Origin of the sequence: Calothrix sp. 336/3 (genome assembly GCF_000734895.2) — a bacterium.
GTDB lineage: Bacteria > Cyanobacteriota > Cyanobacteriia > Cyanobacteriales > Nostocaceae > 336-3.
Genome location: NZ_CP011382.1, coordinates 1,964,995 through 1,984,534, shown reverse-complemented (window position 1 = coordinate 1,984,534; position 19,540 = coordinate 1,964,995). Strand labels below are relative to the sequence as shown.

Genomic DNA, 19,540 nt, shown 5'->3' with positions numbered 1-19,540 from the left:
TGGAAAAGTTGGAAAGCCTCTCTGGGAGAGGCTTTTGGGTCATGCCAGGAACGAGACTTGAACTCGTGACACGAGGATTTTCAGACACTAAGTAACTACGTAAAAACCCCAGTGACATACTACAAAAATCCACTGAGGCAAGGGTTTTAAGGGTTATTAATCAATAAGTTCAAGCTATAGCAATCGTTCCAGTATTTAGTCAGATTTTAGTCATCTGAAATTAGGGGGTTTGGGGCGATCGCTCCTGGTCGTCAACAAATCATAAGCCCGTTGGTGGTGACGTTCACTAATCCAGTGGTGGTAAGTTTCGCTGTGAACCTTTAAGGCGTGTCCCATTTGTTGAGACGCTAATGTGATGTCAAGCCCAAACTCAAGCGAACGTATTGCCCACGCATGGCGTAAGTCATAAGCGCTAAATGGTAAACCGTGGCGTACAAAATAATGAGTCACGTTGTTTCCCAGTTGGGCATCAGTCCGAGACAGGTTAGCTTTTGGAAGCAACACATTGGACAAATCAAAAGTATCAAACCATTCAGGATAGATTGCCCATACACGACGCGCCCCTGTCTTCCCATCAAGAACGGATAAAACTCTATCCCCGGTTTTTAACCGTTCGTAATCTAGTCTGAATACCTCATGGTTACGCAACCCGTAGGTCGCGAGTACTCCGTATGCCCACCGCCAAGCCGGATTTACCAGCTTTTCGTACCAATTAACGATATCTGCATCGGAAGGGATATCACGCGGCGTAACCTTTTTGGGGCTGTAATTCCCTGATAAATTTCTGAAATTACAATCCAGTCCGGCGAACTTCGTTAACGCACCCAAAATATTACAATATCGTTTTCGGTTTTTAGTGTCGGGGGCTGTGGTTAAAATTACCCGTCGTAGATTCTCCTCGGTGAGCTTTTTGTTTTGGGGGAGATGTTTAAAAACTTGATGATAGTCACCATACCAAGTTGTTAGGGATTTTTGGTTTTTCTCACGTCTATTAAAATAATCAGCTTCAAATGCTTCTAGCCAGTCTTTAATCAGAATTAGCTTCGGGTGTTCTACTAGTGGTTCACTGTGAATATAACTATCCCAATTAAATCTACCTGCATTTAAGTCACGTCTAATCGCGTGAGCTTCACTCTCAGCTTGTTTAATCCCGTCGGCTGTTGCCGTGATATTTAGGGGTATTCGTTGCTGTTTATTCCCCTCACCATTTTTTTGGGGAAGTGTACCGCGTAGAGATAACTTTCCCCCGTTCGGTTCGATTATTAACTTCACATTTGCTGCTTTTAATCTGGCGTTCGCAGATGCAATGCGATCGTCAGTATCACCACTCATTTTCCCTTCCTTCTCTTAATAGTTCTTCCAAAAAATCCTTCCCTTCTTGATAACGCCGTCCCCGACATTGAAAGATTTCTTTGATAATAAAAGTTTCAGTTTGCCCAATTTCCAATAAATTTACGATTGCTAAATACAGATTTTTTCGGTTCCCGGAACCTGTAACCTCGGAACTTGTTTCTGTTGCGACTGTATGCCACAAGGCTTCTAGCGATTCCCGTAGTTCGTCAATAATTTCCGGGTTGTAACCAGGCTCGGAACTTGGTTCTGTTGCATAAAGTTGATGTAATTCGCCTTCAATCTGAGTTGTTTGCAACACTAACTCGGCATTTTTTAACTCTTGACTCATCACAGATTGAGCGATTGTATAGGCTTCTTCTCTAATTAATGGTTTAGCTATTCTTACTAGTGCAATACTATGCAACAGTGACAGGGAGAGAAAAACGCCTTTACCAAATTTCCCCACTGGGGCTTGAGAAGTCAACCACATGGTCAATCCACAAGCAGCAGCAATGTAGGCTTTATGCCATGTACTTAACTGGTAATCCATGTAACCATACCCCCCAAAATTACTGCAACAGCAAAACCTATTAAGCAAGCATAGAAGTTTAAATTTTTAGCTTTGAAATAGGGTGCGATCGCATCGTCACACAACCAGCAAATACACCAAACAGATGCCAGTAAACCGTAAGCAGACATCACGACTCTAAACATATTGGGATGCAATGACCCAAGCCAAGACAACAGGCTTGAGGCACTGCATCCAACTAGAAATAATCCAATTAGATACAATGCCTTAGCCACCATTAGATTGCTGCCTCTACTTTCGCCTTAAGTTCGGTAATCCTTCTTTCTGCCTTACTTTCGGCGCGTTCGATGGATTTACCCATCTGCACATACTCTGGTCGTAATCTGTGCAATTGCCTGGATAAACTGGCGTTAGAACGCTGTTTTGTTGCTTCTGACTTGGCTACAGTTTTTTGATAATTTCTGTGTTCTACATGAACTGTTGCATCCGTTTTCTCTAAGGTTTTCAAGGATTTATAAGCACGCTTGGTTTGAGTCGCTTCTAATTTTTTCTGTCTAGCAAGCTTTTTGAGGTTGTCAGCTTGTTCCTTTGTGAAATAGGTAGGAGAAATAACCACGGATTGAGTACGGATACTCTCCCAGTTGTTCTGGTTAAGCGGGGAAATTACATTATCGTCAGTTGGTTTTAAAGTAGTGTCGATGTCTAAGTTGTGATCACCTTGATATGTGCGTTTATCCTGACTGTTATCATTCCCGCCCGTGCCTGTACGGTTAAAAACGGTTCCCATGATTCCCATTAGTTCAAACTCCTGTACATAATTGTTTTTTGACTTGGTTTAATTGCTGCAACTGCTGTTGCATCTCTCGGATTTGTACCTGGTCCGTTGAGTTATAAGTCAACGTTGCACCTAGTCCGATTCCTGCACCGACCAAACACAGACAGAAAAACAGGATAAAACTGGTGTTGGACTGTTGTGCTGGTGGGGTGATTTCAGGGACTGCCTGTGGGTACATTTCCCCACGGAAGGGGACAACATTAGGTGATGGTTTGGTATTTCTCATCCCGCTAACCTCCGAGTTGTTGAATTAGCGATTAAGTAACTCGCCCCTGATTGGATTGATTTTTGTTTGGCTACCTCCAAAACCTCTTTATCCTTATCTGTGGGGTTGTGGAGCATTTGTTTAATTTTCTGTACTGTGCGTTCTGGTAATTTCTCAAGAAACAAGTAAGCTAAAGCCTCGGATGTGGCTTCTAGTAGTGGTTCTATGATTTCTTCCCCTGGTGCAACAGTTTCTGTTGCATTTTCCGTTGCAAAATCCGTTGCACGGGTTTTCAAAAACTCAACCCCAGCCTCTAACCACAAAGTACGTCCGCTTTCTTCCTTGATGTAGTGGTGTCCCTCAACAAAGCAGGTGTAACGGGATAACCAACTACGTACCGTCCCTTCTGCTACTCCTATAGCTTCTGCAACCTGGGGGGTAGTGAGTACAGACTTAGGTAATTGTTTGCGCACAGTATCCCCCAATTGCTTGTAAGTTACTGATGCCGTCGATTGTCGCTTTCACGTAAAATACTCCTATCAATTTCAAGTTTTTGGATTTACTGGCGATCGCTTCTTAGCTTGGTGCGATCGCCTTTTGATTTATTCACTAGTGCCTTGAGACTGCAATCCCTCATCCAGTCGAGCAAGGTAAAGGTTAGTGCTGTTGACCGCCTCCTTTTTCGTGTCTTCCCATCCATGTCCATTAACTAAATTCCAGGTGTCGTAATCTCTTACGACCCCGGCTGTCTCTAGTGATTGAGCTTCATCTGCTATTAGGATTTCGTTTCGCACGTTCATAGGCTATTCACCAGTGCCTTGAGTAATCCGATAACGTCCGATTCTTCAGACAGATGTTCGTCTATCTGCTCGCAAATGTTTTCGATTCTGTATCTCGCGTCAGGATGCGAGTCTTCCAGATTCCCGCAAAGATGAAAAGCCAGATAGATTTTTTCTCCCTGACTTATTTTTTGCAACATGGAACCATATCTCTGTTCTATCTCCCCTACTACAGGGATTTTTGTATCAACGTAGTATCCAATCGGCTTCATATTTATTCCTCGTTAGGCTTGTCCGACTTCCCCTAGCAAGTCTTTCTCCGGCTCCATGCCCACAGGCTGCTATCTCTGTGTGGTTTGGGGGTTTTTCTTGTTTGCGCTGCACACCCCGCCCGCTTTGTTCTACCAGGGGGCGATCGCTGGTTTTTTTTTGGGTGCAAGTATTTTGCAAATGCAAAACTATAGTGATATATTACGCATATGCAAAAATAAAGTCAAGCATTTTGCGAATGCATAACTATTTTGCATATGCAATAATTTGGATGATGCTATGAGAGCAACGACAAATGCCAAGACCAAGAAAGGTGCAAGAGGAAACTGTCAATGTTTCGATGCGGATGGTTCCGAAGGACTGGGAGCAGTTGCAAGTTCAAGCGGAATCCCTCGGAGTGAAGACCAGGACAGAGTTAGTAACTGGGATAGCGAAAGGGAACTACGTTTTAATCAAATCGACGGAGGCGACGATTTTACTGGGAAAATGCTTGGCAGACTCAAAGCGCTAGAGTCTGAGTACTTCTCATTTGTAAACGAGTATCAAGCGACTCTAAAAGACTACCTGGAAAGAAGCAGACAGAAAGAATCTGACTTTAGGCGCTCCATTAAAGAAGTAGAAGAAGAGATTCAACGCTTGATGGCGATCAGTCAAGAAGAAAATTAATTCGCTCACCCTACAAAGGTGAAGCGATTTTTTTTTGTTCATTTTTCAGGCTTATCACCCTCACGGGGACGGTCACGCCAGAGCGACCTATTCAATATTTAATTTTTCCCTCAGTTCGTTTAGTGGGGAATCAACCTCATCAGGGACAAACTCTAAAGCCAAGCGAATTTTCCCTTTTTTCCACCCTTTTCCGTCAGTTCGCAAAACCTGACACTCAACGCCAGACGAACTCCACTGTTTTATCGTTTCCGGGGATAGTTCCCTACCACATCTATTTGCAAGGTTACTAGTTAACTCCTTTACCTGAAAAGTAGATACAGCGATAGGATTTTTACTTTTATCCAAAGAGACGACATCATCAGGACGCAATTCGTTAACACTCATGCCTAGCACCAAACTCTCACCCTAGTATTCCCAGTCATGACACGACAAACACCAGAAGAATCAGCGATGGCGATCGAACTTTTCAAAGCTTCTCAAGCCTGTGGCTCATCCCTGGCATTCTTCTCCGATTTCCTAGAGAAGAAACTAGATATTAATGCAACTGAGGCAACCTGGGTATTAGCGTTCTTCCTCTCTTCGATGCCTCAATGTGTCAATGACAATCCATCTTTAGAGCAAGCTTTAAGACGAACTGTAATTGAAGTCAGGCAAAAATTGAAAGATATGGAGAAAGGAAATGAAGGAAATTGACGCGATCGCCTTTGTTCAGAACTCCCAACACTTGGGATATGCCAAAGACAGACTAATTGACTATTGCGAAAAAGAGTATGGTTTGTCTCCAGAAGATGAGGTATTGATAGCCGCAAAAATCATCCATTGCCTTCCTAAAAACATTGAAGGTAATCAAAAGATTAAGGATTCTATCCGCCTAGAAGCAATCAGAATTCATCTTAGAATGTCCATCTTGGACAAAAATTAGCAAAAAAAACTACCAGCCAATAAACCTTAACTAGTAGAAATGGAGTAATTAATATGTTTAATATTGATTCCACCTATTCGGCACAACGTCCGATAAACAACATTGATGCGGAAATGGCGGTTCTAGGTTCTATTATACTAGACTCCGCAGCTATTTACAAAATTGCAGATAAGCTACCTGTTGACGCTTTTACCCTGGAAAAACACCAGATAATTTATAAAAGTTGTCTCGAATTACACCGCAACCAAATATCAATAAATCTGCTATCTGTAGCAAATATCCTTGCTGACAAAAATCTCCTAGGTACTGTGGGCGGTCGTTCTGCCCTTACCAATCTAATAGATTCAATTGTTTCCTCTGCGGGAGTAGAATCAGCTACGGAAGTGCTTTTAGAAAAGCATACACGCAGAAGATTAAGCTTACTGAGTAGCCAGATAGAACAGCTAGCCCATGACAGAGAAAACCCATTATCATGGACGCTTGAAAAACTGGAACAAACAGTTTTACAAATTACTGGACTAAGAAAACACGATGATCAGGGATACTGGCAAAAAAGAGACACCGTAGCTTTTGAAAATCTCTGCAAGGATTTAGAAGAGATAGAAGATATAGAAAACGCTGCTCAACGTGATTGGTTGATGCGGAAACTAGCCAAGAAGTGGAAGTTTAGCAACAAAAAAGAACTTCTTGATTTTCACGCAAAATGGCTCGATAGCCAGAACAAAACCTACACCTACACGGCTAAGGAATATTTTGAGAAGCATGGCAACCAAGAGCAAAACTGGATATTTCCAGGATTAATTCCCCTTGGTTCGGTTCTCGTTGCCTACGGTGGTGCGGGTGTGGGGAAAACTCGAACCGCCATGACACTGGCAAAATATGCCTGTGCTGGTGGCACGTTCACTTACGACGGTGCGGAAATCGAACCAATGAAAACCCTGTTAATCGAAACTGACCAGGGTGCAAGAAACACTAGCAAGTTACTAGAAATGCAGGATTTTTTCGCAGATGACACCGTAGCCAATCGGATGGTTATCTGTGACGAGTGGACGGTAGGGGAATTCGGACGGCTTAAGCAGATGCTCAAACAGCACGAGCCAAAGTTTGTGATTATCGACAGTTTAATGAGCGTCAGCACTACATCTTTATATAGTGAGAATGACACAGAGTATGCCCGTCCAATTATCCGACTAAGGCATTTAGCCCAAGAGTTTAATTGCACTTTCCTGGTAATCCACCATGCCAATGCGGAAGGTAGCGTTAGGGGTAGCCGTGCCATCATCGCCAGTGCAGATGAGGTGTGGAAGTTAGCGCGAACTAAAAATGAGATTGAGGAATTTAATTCCCTAACTATTGAAAAATCCAGAAGTCGCGCTCCTGGTGCTTACAAATTTGTCTACGATGATGACTCTTGGGGGTGGACATTCAAGGGCAGGATTGAAGATGACATCATGGGAGGGAACTCCCAGTCAGCTAGCCTAATGAGTCGTTGCATCAAGTTTTTAAAAGAGAAATTAGGTCAAGCATTCCAAGCCGAGGAAATAGCCGAGGGGGTTGGTTCTGCCCGCGAATCGGTACGCAGAGAGATGAGAAGAGCGTCCAACGAAGGTTTAGTTAATGTGGGTAGGGCTACCGGGGATAGTCGTAAACTTGTATACTACCTCGGTTCGCGCGTAGCGCCCGTAACTAATCGCACATGTGATCCGACTGATCCTACTGAAACGACATCTCGGATCGGACTTCTGCCCTTGCCAGATAAAGGTTCTGGGAGATGTGATCATGTGATCCTAAAAAATCAAACTTTTGAAAATGCAGAAAAAAAAGTTTTCGGATCACATGATCAGATCGGATTGATCACATCGCCAGAACCATTGCCAGAAGAGACGGGAACACAAATTACACATCTGATCATGCGTGATATACAGAACGGATCAGATGTAGAGACTGATACCGAAAAGGGTGAATTACTGACAATCCCCACTGGATCAGATGTAGATTCAAGTGTAAACAAACGTAAACCTAACAAAGGTATAAAAAATGTACTCACAATAAAATCTCTTCACCAATCACCACTAGGAGAAGTAAAGGCGATCGCAACTCCTGGAGGAGAAGATGATGGCTATGCAATCGAGTTATTTTTCCCAGGTATGGAGCCTTATAAAACCTCGACTAGCTGCAAGGATTCCAAGAAACTTCCATCCGTTATTAAGCAATGGGTGCAGCGCTTGATTAAGCGATTCAAATATGAGGTAGATGTCATCATCAATGGTGAATATCGATGGATAGAAGCATCCTTCCTTGAATATCGTCCTCACCAATACCGACCGGATGGGGGTAGATGGGTATTCATGCGATCTGATGGGTTTGAGGATTCAATAACTGATTTAGAGAAAATTCGGCTCAAAACAAGTTGACACAAAAAGCGATCGCCCGGAATGCAGCAAAGGGGCGATAGGCTTCCAGCCCGCCGAAGCGATCGCAAAAATCCGAATATCACATAGACGGGGAGATTGTATCAAAAAAAAGCACCACTCTATCAGGGTGGTGTGGTTGGTGCTAAGTTGAAATTTGCATCAGAAGCTTACGAAATCGCCTCAAATATAGCATGAGCCATACTTTCTGGCTCGTAGATGGCGATATCAGCAGGGGAGTCACAGAAGCAGCCTTCAACCAGAATGGCTGGCATACTGGTATTGCGTACCACAAACAACCGCGAACCGTCTTTCACCCCTCGGTTTACAAATCCTAACCGGGCAATGTTGCCCACAACTTTCTCTGCTACAGCTCTACCTACTCCCCCAATGGCGAAACATTCTGTCCCGTTCGCTTTGCCGTTAAATGCGTTGAAGTGTAGGGAGACGTAAAAATCTACCTTGGCATCATTGGCAGTTTTTACCCGCCGCCGCAAGGATTGACCAACAGAACCGCAACCACTGGGACGGCACAACACAAGCTCATGCCCTTCCCCTTTGAGTAAGTCAATCAGTTTTCTCCCAACGGCATTTATCATTTCCTCCTCTGTCCGAATTCCCACCGCTCCACTATCCGGGGGACATCCGTGACCAAGGTCAATTGCTATCTTCATCATCTCCCCCTAGTAAGCTGATTTTTCTCTCTATAAATTTCAGTTTTGTATAGACGTGCTTGAGACTGTATTCCTCTATCTGGGAACGAGTTTCACATTGAGCTTTATGTACAGCTAGCTCGTTATACAGGCTATTAAATTTAGCTGTTCCGTCATCCTTAACCTGTTCTATGGTTCGATAAATTTCTTGCTCCAGATGGGCACATCGAAAAATTATAGAAATTATCGCTAGGATTCCTAAAGAAATCTCAAGGAAATCCTTGAAAGATAAATTTTGCATGGCACAATTAAATTGAATGTAATAGTTTTCTGAGAGCCGCATAGTTTGCGGCTTTTTTGTCTATTCTTATTTTATTAATTAATCTTTATGAATATGTAGATTTAACTCTCGTAATCATAAAGATTGAAATAACTTAAATACAGAGAAAAATAAAAGGGCAAGCACTGTTAATACTTGCCCTTTTATTAGCTAGCAAAAGTTACAGAATCAAAGGGTTTAATTAACTTCCTATGCGGGTAAAGTCTGTAACAGTGACCTCAGAAGGAGTTTCGGATACTGCGTATAATTCGTTAGCAAATCCTGCGGGTAATTCGTAGATTCCTCTCGGCTTGATGACTGCCAGAGGAGAATCAACAGCGTCGCCCGCCAGGTTTAAAAAGCCAACGGTGACATCTGCGCTACCACTGTTGTAAATAGAAGCGGTTACTCTGTTTGTCCGTTCTAGCAACACAGCCACAGGGGTTGTAGAAGTATCGTAATCTTCATTAGATTTACGAATTTCAGGAAAGTTGTTAGTAACAGAAACTTCTAATCCTTGTAGGCTGATTTCATTAAATAAAGGCATGAGTTCTCCAAATCGCGTAATTAGGTAGTTTGCGAAGTCTTCTTCTCCTCTAGCGGGATAAAAGATTTCAGCTTCAATATTCCATTCAATATAGGTTGCATCTAGTCTTTTAAAAGCTAGTTGCTGTTGTGCTATCCCTTGAGGAAAATAAAATGTAAAAACCTCATGGGCATCACGATAACTTAACCTTGTAGGCTTCAGTAAATTTATCCCGTCATCAATGAAAGCCGGGGAAATTACAGCCTTAAGGTACTCTTTCTTAGGATTAAATATAGGGGAATGCTTGATTCTGAATATTTCCCCACTAATTGGGGGTGTTAATTGCCATTGTTCAGACAAGGCTATCTGTGAGATTAATTGCCACGGCATCACACATTACCATATTCAGACATATCATCAATTTTACGCTCGATTCTTTCTAGATATTCCCTGGTATTTCCTACGTCTGGGTGTGACCAAATTCTAATAGATAGGTCATAAATCCAAGGTAAGGGAAGAAAATTTAACTGATAGGTTTCTGAGATTTTAGGAAGAAAGAACAACTTTGTTCTATTCAGATAAGTTGTTAGTCTTTGTTGGGTAAATTCCACGTCTTGCCCGGTAGAAAGCCCCAAGTCTACAACCTGGATTAATTGCCCTGACCTTCTCCATGTTGGTCTAATTGTGTCGCTATTGGTTTGAATTGCGACTATGTGATTAGAAAGGTTGTACGGGAATTCAATCAGGGGAATCGGTCGATACTGACTGCCAACTCTCTCCGCTTGGTAATAGCCAGACGCGACCAATTCCCACCCCCCATCCTGTAGCCCCAACGGCTCAAGCATTTTTTAAGTAGTTCCCGCTTTTTTACGAGTTTTCTTGATATCTGCTTGAGTTTGTAGAGCTTCTAGCTCTGTTGAGTTTTCAGGAACCTGTACATCAGTGCTAGTCTCTGCATCCGATTCTAGAGTGATGGGATAAGTCCTTCCCCCTACAACTTTGAAGTAGGGACGGATATCATCACTCGTAGGGGTTTCCTTGATTTTATTTGCTGGAATCAGTTCACCCAGAGCCTCCGAAATATTGGCAATGGTTGCCCAACCAGGAAAACGGAAGGTTAGCGTATGATAAGCACTTCCTTTGCCTACGGTTCGCTTGGTATCGGCGATTAGTTTCCCCGTGGTCAAGATAACGCTGCGGCTACCTCTGCCACCGATGGGAAGAACAATTTCAGATGCAGCAATCTCAGTTCCCGCCGTAGGTGTGGCAGTTATGGTTGTACCATCTGCAAGGGTGAGTGAGCGGGTATAAGCTTTGCGCTCTTTGATCAGAACTCCGCTTATAATCTTGCTCTCAATATCCAGAAAGCGAGCTGTGGAAAGTCTGCAAGAAAATACCCCAAATGGGTCATTTAGACTTCTTCCTGTGTCTCCCGAAGTTTTGCGGTAAATCGGGAAGTAAACCTTGTTTAATGGTGCGCTTGGCATTTTTATTTATCTCCTTTACTTAATCAAAAGAAATTAAGCTAAGGGAGAAATCGCAACATCAAGATTTACGGCAACACGAGAGCGGACGCTGTAAGTAGTGATGAAGGATTGTAATCCAGTAGCCGCATCAACAGTTACTGCACCATTCACGGGGGCTGGGTAAGCGTCGATTCTGCTGCCTGCTGTTAAGTTGGCATTTTTGGCGCGTTGAGCGTCACTAGCCGCTTTTAAGGTTTTAGCGAAAAATTCATTTACGGTTGTAGCGTTGGGAACCGCGTCCGCACCTTCCCACCAAGTTTTTACCGCGTCACCGTCGGGAAGTTGGGCAATGATTTCTGCAAAAGTTAAATCCATGACTCGTACTGGTTGCTGTTGTATTCAATACTCAGCATAGCGTATTTTTTGTGGTGTGCAATAGGTGAAAACCCTTACACAGTAAGGCTTTCAGGCTCAACTTGTTTAAGCACACTCAACCCCCCTGAAACGGGTTGATTTTTACACTTTCACTACTGGATTTTGATGTCTGCCGTCAATCGAGATTAAAACGACTGGATCCACTTTAGGAGGTAAATACATTAAGGCGTAGGCGAACAAAGTTCTAATTTTTCTACGTTTTACCGGATTATTTACTGCTTGCCCTAAGATATTTTTTTTGCCTGGTGTCTCGTCAAAACTTTCCTCTGCTTCCTCATTTTCAATGGAATTCATAAAAGCCCAGTTAGGTGTATGACCTTGGATTTTTAGAAGGGCTTTGATTAGTTTTTTTGCTTCTTCTTTGCTAGAAACGATTAATTGAAATTGATAACCTTTACTCCAATCAGAATAAGTACAAAAAAGTTTCCCTCGATTCCAGCTTAACGGGGGTGTGGCAAACACTGATTTGATTCTTTGCGCTATTGTTTCAACTTCTGTTTTTGTAATTGTTTCTGAGGTCTCATTCATTAGTCGAAAGCTGACATATGCCTCATATCTTCTGTCCGTACGGGTATTCTCTTTTTTGATGGGCTTGGGAGACTTAAAAAATAGAATTACCTTCGGTTTTTCATGTCTTCTATTGGTAGTGACATTCTCAGGAGGATAACTATATACAGTCCCGATGTCCTTATCTTCCAGTAATTGATACAAAGCAATTAACTCTGTAATTGCTGGCTTTAAAGTCTCTTCGTGTCCTGAGAGAATAATTTGTCTAGGCATATGTGTATAATTTAGCAATTACTAAAAGTATCGCTTTTAACTCTCTCCTTGCACACATGACAGTAGTAACACCCGGAACAAACGGCACATTAAAACGAGCGACAGCTGAAGGGCAATTACTAGAATTAATTACCTTCTTACAGATGGCGGAAGCCAATACAGCCAAAAACCCGAACGCTAGAAACTTCATTTCAGGGACATTTAATATAGATTCCCTGGTTTTCTCTGGTAGTTTCACCTTCCCCGTGATCACAACGGTGCTGGCTGGACAAATATCCATCGGTGCGAGTGATTACTTAAATAACCATGGATTCGTGGCAGGCACTGGGGGAACTTTTATCAGTGATAATCCCGCTCAATATTTACTTGAAATCGCAACATTTTTACAGAACCGGGAAGCCGATACACTGTTTAACCCTCAGGGATTGAATAACGTATCAACGACCATCGACGGGGATACGGGAATTTTTAGCGGTACTATTTCCCTGAATTTGGAAATGATTCTGACCGCAGAGGGTAAAACAGAATTTTCCGCCAAGGAATACCTCGGATGAGCGGAATCAGCACTTATCAACGGGTTCGCCAGATTACCCAAAAACTCACCAGCACAACGGCTGGGAGTCTGGTGGATTTAATGCCGAGTTTTACCCCGGACATTCTTCCCGGTCTAACCGTCTTATCGGTCAACAATTTTGTAAAAAGTTTACGAGCGTACGCTCGTATTACAAGCTTGCCTGAAATTACTCTCCCTAATTTTGAACTCACCGACTCGGAAACAGACAAGCTGTATAAGTCCTTGGACGTTGAATGGACTTCCCCCAGAAAACAGCTTGATTTATTGATTTCTCAGGGTAGTACCTGGGAGGTTATTGGCTCCGTTTCGCTCCTTAACCCCAGTGGGTATCCTTATCGTAGTTACAATCTACAAGATTTGTTTACCGACAATCTGGCTGTGGAATTGGGGGAAAACGGAAAGATAGGTGTGCAATTAAAAGATGTAGGGACAGGATTATTAACGGGAACCGATACCTTAACTATTTATGGGAGTTATTCCCAAGAAATAATAGTTTCTGCTAATAGCTTATTGTCAGAATGCTTTGACGATAATGTTTCTATTAATAATACTTCTACTTTGGTATTACCTGCTAATAATAATCGTCAATATTTAAGCTTAACTAATATTGGAGAAAATCCTTGTTTTCTCAACCTAGGAATTAGCGCCACAATTGATGCGGGGATTAAATTAAACCCCGATGGGAATTTTGAGATGACACCATCATCCGGCTTATGGCGTGGTCAAATTAGCGCAATTTCCCCAAGTACGACAATTTTATCAATCCTGGAGTGTGAATAAATAATGCCCATTACTAATCCGAGCGCTCAAATTAATTTCCCTAGCGCATCTAGTGCGGTGCAAATTTCTAATAGTTTATCAACGACTCAATCAGTATTGTGTGCAGCTAATTCCAACCGTCGGGGGTTAACTATTTTTAATACTAGTAGCTCAACAATTTTTATTGATTACAGTAATACTGTGACTACTTCCGATTACGCATTCTCCTTAATTGCTGGAGCTTTTTATGAAATGCCCATGCCAATCTATACGGGTGCTTTGCACGCCATTCTCAGCAGTGGAACGGCATCAATTGAAGTGAGAGAGTTTAGTTAATAATGCCGATATCTTTTTCTAATCCTGGAATTAAATATTCCAGGCAATCTACAGCACCCACAAATCCCAATTTAGGAGACATGTGGGATGAGCTATCAAGTGGAAACTTGTTAGAAAAATGGATTTGGAATGGGTCGGTTTGGATTTCAGTTATTAAAGAGTGGTCGTGGTTTGAGAGTGGTGTAACTATCAACAGCTTCGGGTATCCTTTATCAACAGATTATCGATACCGATTATTAAGCTGGGAATACACGCTTATTTCTAACAATACTTGGAATTCTTCTAATACTTGTACCGTGACGCTTGGGAGAGCCAACGCAGCCACAAACACGAATATTAGAAGCAATACTTATAATAGTGGAGTTGTGGAATTTGTTAGAAAAATTAAAGAAAGTATTAATTTAGATTTAGATACTACAGTAAGTATTGCTGATAGATTATTTTTTCTATCCAGTATTACCGGGACAGCGAATTATAATTTTTCTACTTTGTTGAAATATCAATTAATTAGAAGATGAACGGATTCTATTACAATGACGTTGATGATTTTCGTCCACCTTATAAGCTGATAGGTAAGGTGGATATGGAATTATTCCGATACAAATATTTTCACCTGACAAATAAATCAAAAGGCTTGCATATTCGATTTACACGCACATGGTAAGACAGCGTAGACAGCGAGACAAGAAAAAAGAAAAGAAAGAAGCAGTGAGCGCTCAAGCGTACTTAGAGAATGTACCGGGGACACCATTTTTTCACACCCCCACAACCCCAGCTGACCCCCGCGATTGTAGTAGGTATCCTGACTCCCCGTGGTGTGGAGGGTTTCCGTTTACCAATAGATTGATTGGTTTATCTGTAACCAAGATTCAAGATGATTGCAACATCGGAATACAATTTGATGGGGACTTTGGATTTGTTAAGGCTGCACCATTCCAAATTGTTTATCGCAATCAATCCTGTAGAAAGCCAGAAACACCCGCGTACAATATTTCTCAGAGGAGTAGAAAACCTCGTATTATTGGTTCGGTAAAAAACGCTGATTATATTCGTTTCGCCGATACGAATGTTTACCATATTGATAATAAATACGGTAATGGTTTTGTATACAAAAATCTGACAACAAATCTTGTTGATTATGATTTTAATCCCGACCTTTATTTTTCTAAGATTGTGGATTTTCGAGGCTTTTCGGTTATCCGTGCTGATACAAAGATTGTGCTGTCAATGCAGATATCTCACGGGTATAACACCCAATGGGTATCTAATGAATTTAGCTCTATTTGGCGTAATAATTCTGCGAGGGAATCCTACAAGAATAATTGGCTAAATGCCGGAGGAACTATCGATGGTGACTATCTAGAGCCTGATACTATCTGGACTTTAGAAACGACAGCGACCTACGTCTATTATACGAATGTTAATACCACCACAATTCGCTTATTCTTAAATGAATCCTCCTCTAATATTCCTCTAATTAACACCACGCCAATTATTGATAAGTTCTTCCTGACGGAACAACAAATCAATAATTTACCAGAGGATAGAATTGTTACCGATAGAAAACCCTATACAGGGATGGAAAGAGATGCTTCTATCTTTCCGATTAAGATAGATTCAGCCTACGAACCACGAGAGTACAATCCTACGGGAATTACTCAAGATATTAACGGAACCTTATACGTTTTTCCTGGATTTCAATTAGAAATTCAAGGTCTATTTTTTACTTACTTCAACGGCTTCCCCGCTCCACCCCCACCCCCGGCTATTTGTAGAAATCCTTGCAAAGGAGATGATATGGCTTGTTGCCCTGACAATTCAAATCTTGAACAATTAATGAAATTAATATTGAAGAGAATAGGGGAACCGACAACGGTACAAATATTTGATGAGGATATGGAGCGGGAAGGCTCCCAAAAATCTAACAGAACCCCACCCACATTAAACGAATATTTAAAACTGGCAGTACAAAGAACGGAAATTTCCAATAGATTAATTGGAATTGAAAACTATCCAGTCGATGTTCCCGAAACTTTAATCAAGCCATTCAAACAAGGTATTTTTGCAAAAATATTTAAATTCATCGACGATAAAAAACGTAAAAAGCTACAAACGCTTACGGAGTTATTAGCTTGGCAAGCAGAACAAGAGCAAGCATTAATTGGCACTTTTCACCAAGCTATCGAATTTGAAACAGGAGAGCTTGACGACAAAGGAAAACCTAAAAGAGAGATGGTTGTGTTGCCAGATGTAGCAACATCTTTGAGAGAATTAATTATTTTGTTAACGCAGAGATGTAAGCAAGGGAATGTTAATACTGACTTGCAATTTAGAAGCACTTTAGAGATAGAAAATATCAAAGTCCTACTAGCAAAAACCTTGCAGACAGTGACGGATATCCAAGACTACTTGGACTACCCCACTGATACTAAAAGTGTTGAAGTCCCGTTACTTTTAAATCTTCCGAAAAAAGAGCTAGACGAATTTGGTTTACCCGTACCTACAAGTGATTCCGAATCATTAAAAAACCTATTACAGCCCGGTAGTGGAAAGTTTACCTACGAAGATTGGACGGGGAAGAATTCCCTTCATGACCAATTACTAGACGCACTGCAAGTTATTAGTATGTTGAGAGCAGTCCTTTATCAGAGAACGGATGGGAAGTGATGGCAGAAACAGAAAAGAAAGCTGTAACCTATGATGAGAAAGTTGTGCAAGCTGTCAGAAATAAAGTTAATGGGCACATTAACGTTAGTGAGGTTTTAGCGGGTAAAAAACCCATGGAAGGCAAGCTTGGAGCCAAGATTCAAGCTCAACGAAATGCAGCTAGAAATACTCCAGTATCCCGCAAACAATCAGAAAAAATCAGCAACAGTTTTAGAGATTTTGATAACTGGACTGACCGGATAGAAAAAACTGTAAATGGGCTACCGGACGATGACACGGATTTGAATTTTGATGTTGATATCTTGACCGGGAAAGTCACACCCAAGGTCAAACCCAAGGATAGAAGGATAAAAATTAGACGTAGAACCATTCCACAACAAAGGAAAAAATAATGCCCTTACCTTTAGTTTTAGCCGCGCCATTGGTGGGAGCCGCAGCTGCCGGGGGTGTGTGGATAGGCTCTCGTATCCGCGAAGCCGTGGAAGACTACCTCACCCCACCCCAATACGAAACAACCGTAGATATATTGATACAGCCAGACATCGGCTATATCACCGATGATGGTGAGTTTTTGGTGGGAACACCGTCCGCGCCTAAGTATGACCCGAAAAACCCATTTAAGGACTCAACTTTTAAAGTCCGCAAAGTTAAAGTTATCTCTCAAGCCCGTGCCCAAGCCCGCAAAATTGAAGGATACGCCTACATGGCGATCGCGGCTACAGCTGCTATTGTCACCGGGGGCGCTGCGGTTGCTGCGGGTATCAGCTTTATCGCTGGTTTGGGGACTGTGGGGGCACTGGTCGCGGGAAGCGTTTTGGGTGGCTTGGCTGTGGGAACCTTTACCGCGCTCAACTCGGTAATTGTCTCTACGGTGTCCTTTGCCTTGAACTTTAATCTGAATATCTCTGATGAGGAATTGGACAAACAGATACAGCAACGGTTGAATTCTTTCTATGGATTGCTCGGTGGTGTTGTGGGGAAAGCCACTGGATATTTAGTTTGCGGCGCGCTACCAGGAACCCTTGCCTTTGCCTTTAATCCCGGCATGGCATCAGCTGCTATGGCAGAACTGGATGAGGAAGCTAGAGAAGAGATTTATCAATCAATTGCTTTGATTAGTGCTTCGGCGATTCAAACCCTGATAAATGCCGAATTGTCCAATCGATTTAAGTCAGCCCGTAGATTTTTGAAGGCTAATCCTGATAATCCTTTCTCTAAATTCATGAAAAGGATTTTGGGTGAGGAGAACTTTAACCGATGGGGAGAATCTAACCGCCCCGCTTTTACAATTCAGCAAGACGTGATTGAGAAAAGGGTGGAAGCTATCCCCGACGCTAGGCAACGAGCATTTTTAGAGCAATTTTTAGAAGAATTCGCAGACTCTTGTATTGAAGCCGGTTTCATCGTGGCGAATAATTTCGATAGTTACCTGGCTGCCCAATCCTTGATGCAGAGGCAAGTATTAGGAAAACAGACCGATGTCGTTATCACGATTGATGATTAAATGCCCTTACAAGAATTTCTCCGAATTGTCGTCAAACTATCCAACCGAGTTTTTACTCGACACTGGCTACATTTCAATTATCCAGAAACTGAACCTCATCTGATGGCGATCGCCATACTCGGAGATCACCCCGTCATGGAAAGAGAATTACAATCCCTTGGACTACTTCTCTTTAAAAGCGAGGTACGCATTTTAAAATCAGAAGGTAGGGAGATGCTGGAGAGAATCACCTACTTTACCGTAGAGAGAAATGATGTGGTTATTGATGATTAGCAATTGGGGCAATCGCTTTTTTGTTAGGAGATTTATGAAATGAAACTAGAATCTTTTACTAATAATGACGGGAAGATACAGGGTTATGTTTTTCACTGTCCCGGATGCAACAATCCTCATGCGGTATTCATTCAGCCACACAAAAGCCCCAATGGCGCAAGTTGGAGTTTTAACGGTGATTTAACCGCTCCAACATTTTCACCTAGCCTGATTCAACGGATTGAGTATACAGATGGAAGAGTTGAAATTTGCCATCTTTTTGTAAAAAATGGCAAATTAGAATTTTTGAATGACTGCACACACTCGATGGCAGGGATAACAGTAGAAATGCCTGATATCGGAGAAGTAGATTAAGCAAAGGGCGATCGCTTTTTTGTTCGGTCACTGACATTAATGATTAATCCTTTTTAGGGGAAATCTAAAATTCTTGTCCCCAGAAAAACAACCCGCGAAACTAGAATCTGGTAGTCCGTCAATCATATTTTCAATCAATCCAGACAATGTTAGCTGATGATTGCTGGCGAACTCCCTTAGTCTTTTGTCGCTCTCTGCGGAAATTCTTATATACAAAGACTTTTGATTTTTCATGGTCTTATTATTTTAATCCCCTTACCCACTATTCCCTCTGGTAAAGGCTTTTTTAAAAACCTTTTTGCTGAGAATGTTGATTTATATAATCTTGCTTTTTCTATTTGTTCGCTCCATCTTTTCCCAGTCCAGTAGACCCGATTTCGACCCTTTGTTACTCCAAAAATTACAATCATTCGTTTGTTTAAAACTATTCCTCAATTATTACAAATATCGGCGATCGCTTTTGAACTGGTGACAGTCCCGATTTCAAATCGAAGCTGTTTCAGATAGTTTGCGACCTTTGCCAAAGCAGTTTTGCTATCCATAATTTTGTTGAGTTAAAACTGATGTGGTCAGTCATTGACCCTTGAATTACCCCGAACTCGCGCTATGGAATAATTTTCTGTAGCGTATTTATTTAATTTTCCGGGGTAATTATGGAATTTGAGGATATTCACAACAAATGGAATAGCGGAACAACGGTTCCAATCCGTGTCCCTAGAATTTTGGCTAAACGAGTTATCAGATATGCCAGGGCTATTGACTGCGGCACCCTTCCTAGTACCGGAACCTACATCCAAGAGTTTATAGAAACTAAACGGATAAAGGCGATGGTCGCAAAGTCTGATAGGGGATTTTATGCCTTTATGAGGTCAAAGGAGTGGCAAATTTTTAATGAATTTCACCACTGGGTTAGATGGCGAGAGTCTTCTGAGAGGAAAGAATTTT

At 41.9% G+C, this 19,540-nt stretch carries 30 protein-coding genes; 13 read left to right on the top strand and 17 right to left on the bottom strand.

Features of this window, described 5'->3' with window-relative positions; genetic code table 11:
• Nucleotides 1–210: 210 nt before the first annotated feature.
• The 9 genes from IJ00_RS08100 to IJ00_RS28200 form a co-directional block, all read right to left on the bottom strand.
• The gene (locus IJ00_RS08100; protein ID WP_035151850.1) at nt 211–1,332 is read right to left on the bottom strand and encodes an integrase; all 1,122 of its coding nucleotides are present in this window, start codon (nt 1,330–1,332) and stop codon (nt 211–213) included.
• Nucleotides 1,322–1,882: a hypothetical protein gene (locus IJ00_RS08095; protein ID WP_035151849.1), complete on the bottom strand. Its 561-nt coding sequence runs from the start codon at nt 1,880–1,882 to the stop codon at nt 1,322–1,324. Before IJ00_RS08095 ends, IJ00_RS08100 begins: the two co-directional genes overlap by 11 nt.
• Entirely contained in the window at nt 1,867–2,031 is a 165-nt protein-coding gene (locus IJ00_RS28830; RefSeq protein ID WP_168163439.1) for a hypothetical protein, read from the bottom strand. The genes IJ00_RS08095 and IJ00_RS28830 overlap by 16 nt, the downstream gene beginning before the upstream one ends.
• Before the next feature lie 107 nt (nt 2,032–2,138).
• Nucleotides 2,139–2,657: a hypothetical protein gene (locus tag IJ00_RS08085; protein ID WP_035151845.1), complete on the bottom strand. Its 519-nt coding sequence runs from the start codon at nt 2,655–2,657 to the stop codon at nt 2,139–2,141.
• Between the two features lie 4 nt (nt 2,658–2,661).
• Nucleotides 2,662–2,922, bottom strand: coding sequence for a hypothetical protein (locus IJ00_RS08080; RefSeq protein WP_035151842.1), 261 nt, complete (start codon nt 2,920–2,922; stop codon nt 2,662–2,664).
• Nucleotides 2,919–3,374 (bottom strand): helix-turn-helix domain-containing protein, encoded by a 456-nt coding sequence (locus IJ00_RS08075; RefSeq protein WP_035151838.1) that lies wholly within the window; start codon nt 3,372–3,374, stop codon nt 2,919–2,921. Before IJ00_RS08075 ends, IJ00_RS08080 begins: the two co-directional genes overlap by 4 nt.
• A gap of 129 nt (nt 3,375–3,503) precedes the next feature.
• Nucleotides 3,504–3,701 carry a hypothetical protein gene (locus IJ00_RS08070; RefSeq protein WP_035151834.1) on the bottom strand — a complete coding sequence of 66 codons (198 nt, stop codon included), beginning with the start codon at nt 3,699–3,701 and terminating at the stop codon, nt 3,504–3,506.
• Nucleotides 3,698–3,952: a hypothetical protein gene (locus tag IJ00_RS28825; RefSeq protein ID WP_035151831.1), complete on the bottom strand. Its 255-nt coding sequence runs from the start codon at nt 3,950–3,952 to the stop codon at nt 3,698–3,700. The genes IJ00_RS08070 and IJ00_RS28825 overlap by 4 nt, the downstream gene beginning before the upstream one ends.
• Nucleotides 3,927–4,136: a hypothetical protein gene (locus IJ00_RS28200; RefSeq protein WP_168163438.1), complete on the bottom strand. Its 210-nt coding sequence runs from the start codon at nt 4,134–4,136 to the stop codon at nt 3,927–3,929. Before IJ00_RS28200 ends, IJ00_RS28825 begins: the two co-directional genes overlap by 26 nt.
• A 93-nt stretch (nt 4,137–4,229) precedes the next feature.
• On the opposite strand from IJ00_RS28200, the gene IJ00_RS08055 reads away from it, so the two are divergent.
• Nucleotides 4,230–4,616 (top strand): hypothetical protein, encoded by a 387-nt coding sequence (locus IJ00_RS08055; protein WP_035151825.1) that lies wholly within the window; start codon nt 4,230–4,232, stop codon nt 4,614–4,616.
• Between the two features lie 87 nt (nt 4,617–4,703).
• On the opposite strand, the gene IJ00_RS08050 is transcribed toward IJ00_RS08055, so the two are convergent.
• Complete coding sequence (locus IJ00_RS08050) at nt 4,704–5,000, bottom strand: KGK domain-containing protein (RefSeq protein WP_035151823.1); 297 nt, start codon at nt 4,998–5,000, stop codon at nt 4,704–4,706.
• Between the two features lie 36 nt (nt 5,001–5,036).
• Between IJ00_RS08050 and IJ00_RS08045 the strand changes: the two genes are divergently transcribed.
• Genes IJ00_RS08045 through IJ00_RS08035 form a run of 3 tightly spaced genes read left to right on the top strand, consistent with a single transcriptional unit; the run spans nt 5,037 to nt 7,952 of the window.
• Nucleotides 5,037–5,309, top strand: a complete 273-nt coding sequence (locus tag IJ00_RS08045; RefSeq protein WP_046814755.1) for a hypothetical protein — start codon at nt 5,037–5,039, stop codon at nt 5,307–5,309.
• Nucleotides 5,296–5,538, top strand: a complete 243-nt coding sequence (locus tag IJ00_RS08040; RefSeq protein ID WP_035151816.1) for a hypothetical protein — start codon at nt 5,296–5,298, stop codon at nt 5,536–5,538. The genes IJ00_RS08045 and IJ00_RS08040 overlap by 14 nt, the downstream gene beginning before the upstream one ends.
• Nucleotides 5,539–5,591: 53 nt before the next feature.
• Nucleotides 5,592–7,952, top strand: coding sequence for a DnaB-like helicase N-terminal domain-containing protein (locus tag IJ00_RS08035; RefSeq protein WP_035151812.1), 2,361 nt, complete (start codon nt 5,592–5,594; stop codon nt 7,950–7,952).
• Between the two features lie 167 nt (nt 7,953–8,119).
• Here the strand turns inward: IJ00_RS08035 and IJ00_RS08030 are convergent, their stop codons facing one another.
• The 7 genes from IJ00_RS08030 to IJ00_RS27020 all read right to left on the bottom strand — a co-directional run bounded on the left by IJ00_RS08030 (nt 8,120) and on the right by IJ00_RS27020 (nt 12,128).
• Nucleotides 8,120–8,626 (bottom strand): N-acetylmuramoyl-L-alanine amidase, encoded by a 507-nt coding sequence (locus IJ00_RS08030; protein ID WP_238178463.1) that lies wholly within the window; start codon nt 8,624–8,626, stop codon nt 8,120–8,122.
• Nucleotides 8,607–8,903, bottom strand: coding sequence for a hypothetical protein (locus IJ00_RS08025; RefSeq protein ID WP_035151807.1), 297 nt, complete (start codon nt 8,901–8,903; stop codon nt 8,607–8,609). Before IJ00_RS08025 ends, IJ00_RS08030 begins: the two co-directional genes overlap by 20 nt.
• A 220-nt stretch (nt 8,904–9,123) precedes the next feature.
• Complete coding sequence (locus IJ00_RS08020) at nt 9,124–9,837, bottom strand: hypothetical protein (RefSeq protein ID WP_035151802.1); 714 nt, start codon at nt 9,835–9,837, stop codon at nt 9,124–9,126.
• Nucleotides 9,837–10,292, bottom strand: a complete 456-nt coding sequence (locus IJ00_RS08015) for a hypothetical protein (protein WP_035151798.1) — start codon at nt 10,290–10,292, stop codon at nt 9,837–9,839. Before IJ00_RS08015 ends, IJ00_RS08020 begins: the two co-directional genes overlap by 1 nt.
• A 3-nt stretch (nt 10,293–10,295) precedes the next feature.
• A complete protein-coding gene (locus tag IJ00_RS08010; RefSeq protein WP_035151795.1) occupies nt 10,296–10,934 on the bottom strand; it encodes a hypothetical protein in 639 nt (212 codons plus the stop codon).
• A gap of 33 nt (nt 10,935–10,967) precedes the next feature.
• Complete coding sequence (locus tag IJ00_RS08005; RefSeq protein ID WP_035151793.1) at nt 10,968–11,288, bottom strand: hypothetical protein; 321 nt, start codon at nt 11,286–11,288, stop codon at nt 10,968–10,970.
• 141 nt (nt 11,289–11,429) lie between these two features.
• Entirely contained in the window at nt 11,430–12,128 is a 699-nt protein-coding gene (locus tag IJ00_RS27020) for a hypothetical protein (protein WP_052754417.1), read from the bottom strand.
• A 56-nt stretch (nt 12,129–12,184) separates the two neighbouring features.
• Between IJ00_RS27020 and IJ00_RS07995 the strand changes: the two genes are divergently transcribed.
• The 9 genes from IJ00_RS07995 (at nt 12,185) to IJ00_RS07955 (ending at nt 18,595) form a co-directional block, all read left to right on the top strand.
• Nucleotides 12,185–12,682 carry a hypothetical protein gene (locus tag IJ00_RS07995; RefSeq protein WP_144416004.1) on the top strand — a complete coding sequence of 166 codons (498 nt, stop codon included), beginning with the start codon at nt 12,185–12,187 and terminating at the stop codon, nt 12,680–12,682.
• Nucleotides 12,679–13,482: a hypothetical protein gene (locus tag IJ00_RS07990; RefSeq protein ID WP_035151788.1), complete on the top strand. Its 804-nt coding sequence runs from the start codon at nt 12,679–12,681 to the stop codon at nt 13,480–13,482. The genes IJ00_RS07995 and IJ00_RS07990 overlap by 4 nt, the downstream gene beginning before the upstream one ends.
• 3 nt (nt 13,483–13,485) lie before the next feature.
• The gene (locus IJ00_RS07985; RefSeq protein ID WP_035151786.1) at nt 13,486–13,797 is read left to right on the top strand and encodes a hypothetical protein; all 312 of its coding nucleotides are present in this window, start codon (nt 13,486–13,488) and stop codon (nt 13,795–13,797) included.
• A 2-nt stretch (nt 13,798–13,799) separates the two neighbouring features.
• On the top strand, nt 13,800–14,315 hold the full coding sequence (locus tag IJ00_RS07980) for a hypothetical protein (protein WP_035151782.1): 516 nt from the start codon (nt 13,800–13,802) through the stop codon (nt 14,313–14,315).
• A gap of 139 nt (nt 14,316–14,454) precedes the next feature.
• Nucleotides 14,455–16,464 (top strand): hypothetical protein, encoded by a 2,010-nt coding sequence (locus IJ00_RS07975; protein WP_035151779.1) that lies wholly within the window; start codon nt 14,455–14,457, stop codon nt 16,462–16,464.
• Nucleotides 16,464–16,856 (top strand): hypothetical protein, encoded by a 393-nt coding sequence (locus IJ00_RS07970; RefSeq protein WP_035151776.1) that lies wholly within the window; start codon nt 16,464–16,466, stop codon nt 16,854–16,856. Before IJ00_RS07975 ends, IJ00_RS07970 begins: the two co-directional genes overlap by 1 nt.
• Nucleotides 16,856–17,968, top strand: coding sequence for a hypothetical protein (locus tag IJ00_RS07965; protein WP_035151774.1), 1,113 nt, complete (start codon nt 16,856–16,858; stop codon nt 17,966–17,968). The genes IJ00_RS07970 and IJ00_RS07965 overlap by 1 nt, the downstream gene beginning before the upstream one ends.
• A complete protein-coding gene (locus IJ00_RS07960) occupies nt 17,969–18,241 on the top strand; it encodes a hypothetical protein (protein WP_035151772.1) in 273 nt (90 codons plus the stop codon).
• A gap of 39 nt (nt 18,242–18,280) precedes the next feature.
• Entirely contained in the window at nt 18,281–18,595 is a 315-nt protein-coding gene (locus IJ00_RS07955; protein WP_046814752.1) for a DUF6527 family protein, read from the top strand.
• Nucleotides 18,596–19,540: the final 945 nt, after the last annotated feature.